Genomic DNA, 5,221 nt, shown 5'->3' on the forward strand with positions numbered 1-5,221 from the left:
TTTTAGGAGTATGTTTATTCATTTTGAAATTATAGGACTGAATAAACCTTATAGGCTAGGTTTGTGCAACAAAGCCTTAAATTGGCTGAAAGTGATCAATTTAGAATTAGAAATCCCAAAGCAATCATAGAGTCCTTGAGCGAAAATATATTGGACTATCTTCGTGCATCAAATGAGGTTCAATTATTCGATGGATTGCGAACATCTATAGAACTTTCAATTTCAAATGTTATGGCGACAGGCCTTGGCACCCAACATTATCGACATGATAAAAAGAAGTAATTTAAATGGTGTAATGAAAAATCCTGTAAAAAGACTCAAAATCTTGCAATAAGTACAAGGGCAACGTAAGATGAGGAGTGAAGTCATTTTAAATTCCTTGTACGGCAATTTGCATTACATGGAACAAACCCACAATAGTTACCGCTATTGTGGGTCATTAGCCCCTCTTCTTAACTAAGTTATAAGAAAAATACCTCTATCATTCGATTGATTCCTTTATATAAATAATAAAGTAAATATATGTTTTCGATGAAGCTTTATAAAATTCAGTATTAGACCTGTAGGGAAAACTTATCAAACGAAGTATTAGTTAATCCTTTTCTTCAACTTCTTCCTTAAACTCAAACAAATCATTCATCGTACAGTTAAAGTACTTACACAACTTATCGGCGACTGGTAATTCAATACGTACAGCACGGTCATAATACATACTTGTGAGCGTATTGCGATTGATACCTGTTGCATGCACCACTTCACTTAATTTTAAAATTTTTCTATCGCCCATGAGGCTAGATAACTTACAAGTAATCATATTTAAATTAATTTACAAAAAATAACTTGCTGCGGGTTATTTAAAGTTGTTGCCTGAGTAATACTTTGCTAAAATTAACCTACAGCAGGTTATTAAAACTTATAGAAAGTATATTTTATCCATTTCAACTAAATTATAACTTTTTAAGTATAAGGATTGAACCTGCACTAGATTATTTTGTGGAGATGACCGCCGTGTTAACAAATGAGTTATTGATCAGCCAGCAAGCTCGTGACTTAGGAAATCAATTAATTAAAGAAATGAACATCAATAGAAGTTATGGAATGGCTAATTTTCTTGGAGTAAATACTTGCTATGATAATCATCAGGCTGTACTTATTTGGACATTTCAACTGCTTGAAAGGGAACCTGCCTTAAATGAATTAGCAGAAATTAAAAAATATTTTCTTTTAATCTTTCCAGATAGTGTTTATCAATTAGCCTAAGTTGTATTTAAAAATTAATTTTTTAAATAAAAAGCACTAAATCAAAGAAACTTTCTTTAAAAATACCTATTAATTCATACGATTTACAGAATATATGAAGCATAAATTCTTGTTCCTGCTCTATCACTCACTCCTACTAGACATTAGTACAGACTAAAATTACATCGCTCTTTTTGCTGATACTAAACAATTTATGTTCACGCCACGTTCTGCGGCTGCGAGGGCTAGTTTTTGTTAAACCACTGAGAACAATGACAATAAACTGACCACTATATTTTTCCGGAGAGTGGTGTAGGAACTTTTTCATTATTGCTAATCATATCAGCGACAACATCAGCAACGAGCTTCTCTATTCCTGAGAATGCTTTAGACTGATCCGCATCAAGTCAAGACAATGATGGAAACTCAGCACACGACCCAACATACTCATTATCTTCTGCTGACCATGTAACACGGTAAGTATATTGGTTACTATCCATTTGAACCCCCATAATGTTTTAAGTTTATGTATAAAAATACGATTTTCACTTATCAGTACCTAAATAATCACCCCACCACTGCATCATTTCAGTCCGCTGGGCTAAATAGTCAGCGTGATTATAGCTGGCACGGGTACGGTTCTTATCAATATGTGAAAGTTGAGCCTCAATCCAGTTATCCTGGAACAAACCTGAGTCATTCAAAATGGTACTAAAAGTGGAACGTAGTCCATGAGAAGATAGTTGATGTTTGCCATACCCCATCTTACGTATGGCCATATTTAGAGTATTAAAATGAATCGGTTGATTGTGTTTGCGAGGGCTAGCAAAAAGGTATTTTTCACCGTATGACCACTGCATGACGTCTTTCAAAATCTCTAAAGCCTGATTTGAAAGTGGAACTAAAAAATCTGGAATCTCATGGCCTAATATGACTTTTCGTCGAAACTGTTTAATATGCAAGGCAGGTATTTTCCATATTTTTTCATTTAAATCAAAATGATGAGGCTCAGACAATAACAATTCTGCCCCTCGCACTCCAGTATATAATTTAAACATCAGTGCTTTTTTAATAATCGGATGGGCATCCATTTTTTGTAATTTATACTTAAAATCAGATATATCCTCCGCTTTCAAATACGGATAATTCTTCTTGATTTTACTGTTAATGGCGATTTTATTTAAACCATGCGCGATGTTGAATTCACAATAACCCATCGCTACAGCGTAGTCATAAATTTGGTTCAAATAACTACAAGCTTTCTTGACAGGCTCTTTTACTTGGCGTCCCTCTATTTTTTTGATTACTGAAACCAGGTCATAACGCTTGATGTTTTGAAAAGGTAAATCCTGAAGGTCTGGATAAATATCTTGTTGTAAGCATCTTTCTGCTAACTGTAGTACACCACAGCGGGGTAGATCGTTGAAGGCATTCTTCAGTTTGAACTGTAACCACTCCTCCCCGACCTTACCAAAGGTGATGACATTAGAGGCCGTATCATGTTCAAAACAGAAATTATTATCTTTAAAGTCATCTCTGACTTGTCGTGCCTTTTTCAGCGATAAATCAGGATAAAGACCTAACTGAATGCGTCGACGTTTTTTAGTTTGTGGATCTGTATAGCGATAGCACCAAGATTTTCTTCCACTCGGTTCAATCTTCAGGCTAAGCCCATCTTCATCGGATAAAAAACAGGTTTTTTCCTTGCAATGAGCTTGGCGAACTTTAATTTCAGTAAGACTCATGGAATTTAAATGAAACCTAATAAGGGGTTGATTGGATCAATTATATCAAAATAGAAAGCTTTATATATGATGCGTACACTACGCATCATATATATTTGTAATATATTGTTTTATATATTTAATATTTTAAGTATTTGTATTTTAGTAACCATTATAAGTACCACCTCTTCTTTAAGTTCCCAACAACTCACTTTTTCTGTCATCAATGTTAAATAAGTCTTGTGCTTTAAATTCTTAGATGACCTCCTCTACCCTTTATTATCATTTTTATAAAAGTAACTATATGTACTCATTAAAATTTGTAGAGCTCAAAAACAAAAAAGACCGCTATATAGCAGTCTTTTAACTTAATTAAATAATAATTAATTCATTTTCATCATAAGTGCATAAGCATCACGTTTGTTTTGACGCAATGATTCTATCTCGGACTTCGTCAGCTGTTTTACGAGAGTTGAGGATATACTTTGCTTCCCACTCTGTGAGCCTTTCGAAATCGTACCCGTAAATCGATTTCCACCATGCTTCAAGATTACCATATACATCCCTCAATTGCTGAAGAGTTTCTTTACTTAGAGCTAATTGTGATGAGTATTGTTTACCCGTCAGTGCATATGCTCCAATAACTTTATTCGTCCCAGTTGTTTCAATATGACCTTTTAATGCTGCAAAAGTACCACCTTGGGTCTGGGTATCATCAACAATAATAACACATTTATCATTGTTTATTGTCCCATCAAATGCTGGTGGGTTGGCTAATCTATGCCACCCATCACCGCCAGTTCTTGATACTTTTATAGCTTGAACTATATTCGTATCAACTTCAAGCCCAAGTTTCTTTGCTATAACTGCTGAAGTAGCTAAAGGAATCATATTACGACCGACTGCTTCCTCAGCATGTACAGGTACTATAATAGTTTCCCGACCATCGATAATTCTTTCTAGTTCAGCAATCGCCTCATCCGAAACTAAATCTTTAGCTAAAATATACGCACTTTCAACATCCCCTGCTTTAGCAGCTTCATACATGTAATGAGAGGTTGCATCTCCAAGACCACGGTCAATAACCGTTTTAGGAAACATATTCCAATCTGTGCGATATAACTTCATATTTTTAAATAAGTTTTAATGATGGCTAGCATTAAATTTTACACTAAATTTACCGCTAGCATCTCTTGGATATTATTTTTCGTATCAGGCAGCACTCTCAAAAGCCGTTTGTTTGGACAGTCCCCATGATCATACACGAGGCAGCTTCAAATACTTATGGGCCCATCCTATCCAGTTGTATCTTCTTGCATCACATGAATATTGTATACTCATTTTGACTACTTGAAAATTATGGAACAACGTCAATAAAAACAATAACTCTAGAGTCTTTAGTCGACATTCCTAAAAAGGTAAATTCAACATTTCTTTCCATATCATTTCTTTGTGTCTCTGGATGAACAAAAGAAACATAGCTTATTTCAAAGAATCGGGCTAGGGTTTTTATGCCAATGATTTTGTTCTCTTCATTAGCAATTAAAACATCTAATTCCAGATCAAACTCTTCTAATTATTTAATTAAATCTTTAACTTTCATTTTACTAAGTTCCACCACCCAACTAAACATGTAATAATATAAAAAATAACTTTGAGAATAACCTGATGCCCTATGTTCAAGCAATAGAGTTGATACAAGACGAGCAGGATCAACTAGAACATTTAATCAAACATGCAAAGCATTGGCGAGAAAGGCAACGCTCACAAACCATATTGTGGTTGTCACAAGGTAAAACAGTGAAAGAAATTGCGGTATTACATGGAGTAAAGGAAGAAACAATTCGTACTCACCGCAGAAACTGGCGACACCATAAAATAGAAGCGATTTGGGAGGGTAAGCGTTCTGGACATCCACGAATATTACAAGCTGTACATCAGGCACAGATTTTATCGTGGATTGATAGCGACACTTTAAACTCAGAACAAATCAGACAGCGATTATATGAACAATATCAAATCGAAATTTGTCAGGAAACGCTAAGACGATTCCTCAGGGCATCAGGTATCGTGTATAAACGAACACGCCACAGCCTGAAAAAAAAAGATGCTCTGAACGTTATGCACAAGCAGAACAAGACATAGCCCAATTAAGACAACAGGCAGCACAGGGTGAGATTATATAGTCAAACTACTTTATTATTCATACAGGATTCGAAAAAAACTCGAAATAACTCATCGACTGAGTCGATCAACCA

General features: G+C 35.0%; 6 protein-coding genes and 1 pseudogene. 3 read left to right on the top strand and 4 right to left on the bottom strand.

Annotation, left to right across the window (positions count from 1 at the left end; translation table 11 throughout):
- The first annotated feature begins 63 nt into the window (after positions 1–63).
- Positions 64–282 (top strand): hypothetical protein, encoded by a 219-nt coding sequence (locus tag VXP95_RS15125; RefSeq protein ID WP_416712331.1) that lies wholly within the window; start codon positions 64–66, stop codon positions 280–282.
- 310 nt (positions 283–592) lie between these two features.
- Here VXP95_RS15125 and VXP95_RS15130 read toward each other — a convergent pair whose 3' ends face one another.
- Positions 593–814, bottom strand: coding sequence for a helix-turn-helix domain-containing protein (locus tag VXP95_RS15130; RefSeq protein ID WP_004658364.1), 222 nt, complete (start codon positions 812–814; stop codon positions 593–595).
- 194 nt (positions 815–1,008) lie between these two features.
- Here VXP95_RS15130 and VXP95_RS15135 point away from each other — a divergent pair, with 194 nt between their 5' ends.
- Positions 1,009–1,260: a hypothetical protein gene (locus VXP95_RS15135; protein WP_004758991.1), complete on the top strand. Its 252-nt coding sequence runs from the start codon at positions 1,009–1,011 to the stop codon at positions 1,258–1,260.
- Between the two features lie 269 nt (positions 1,261–1,529).
- Here VXP95_RS15135 and VXP95_RS15140 read toward each other — a convergent pair.
- The 3 genes and pseudogenes from VXP95_RS15140 to VXP95_RS15150 form a co-directional block, all read right to left on the bottom strand.
- Positions 1,530–1,751, bottom strand: a pseudogene (locus VXP95_RS15140) (antitoxin HicB).
- A gap of 33 nt (positions 1,752–1,784) precedes the next feature.
- On the bottom strand, positions 1,785–2,984 hold the full coding sequence (locus tag VXP95_RS15145) for a tyrosine-type recombinase/integrase (protein ID WP_416712332.1): 1,200 nt from the start codon (positions 2,982–2,984) through the stop codon (positions 1,785–1,787).
- A 393-nt stretch (positions 2,985–3,377) separates the two neighbouring features.
- Positions 3,378–4,091 carry a phosphoribosyltransferase gene (locus VXP95_RS15150; RefSeq protein ID WP_001986287.1) on the bottom strand — a complete coding sequence of 238 codons (714 nt, stop codon included), beginning with the start codon at positions 4,089–4,091 and terminating at the stop codon, positions 3,378–3,380.
- 540 nt (positions 4,092–4,631) lie between these two features.
- On the opposite strand from VXP95_RS15150, the gene VXP95_RS15155 reads away from it, so the two are divergent.
- Entirely contained in the window at positions 4,632–5,108 is a 477-nt protein-coding gene (locus VXP95_RS15155; RefSeq protein ID WP_416712333.1) for a helix-turn-helix domain-containing protein, read from the top strand.
- Positions 5,109–5,221 lie beyond the last annotated feature (113 nt).

The sequence above is a fragment of the Acinetobacter sp. 226 genome (genome assembly GCF_048147925.1).
GTDB lineage: Bacteria > Pseudomonadota > Gammaproteobacteria > Pseudomonadales > Moraxellaceae > Acinetobacter > Acinetobacter pecorum.

Bases quoted from the DNA above. Each gene is read 5' to 3' on its own strand.
- VXP95_RS15130 (WP_004658364.1), bottom strand. From the start codon at position 814: ATGATTACTTGTAAGTTATCTAGCCTCATGGGCGATAGAAAAATTTTA.
- VXP95_RS15145 (WP_416712332.1), bottom strand. From the start codon at position 2,984: ATGAGTCTTACTGAAATTAAAGTTCGCCAAGCTCATTGCAAGGAAAAA.
- VXP95_RS15150 (WP_001986287.1), bottom strand. From the start codon at position 4,091: ATGAAGTTATATCGCACAGATTGGAATATGTTTCCTAAAACGGTTATT.
- VXP95_RS15155 (WP_416712333.1), top strand. From the start codon at position 4,632: ATGCCCTATGTTCAAGCAATAGAGTTGATACAAGACGAGCAGGATCAA.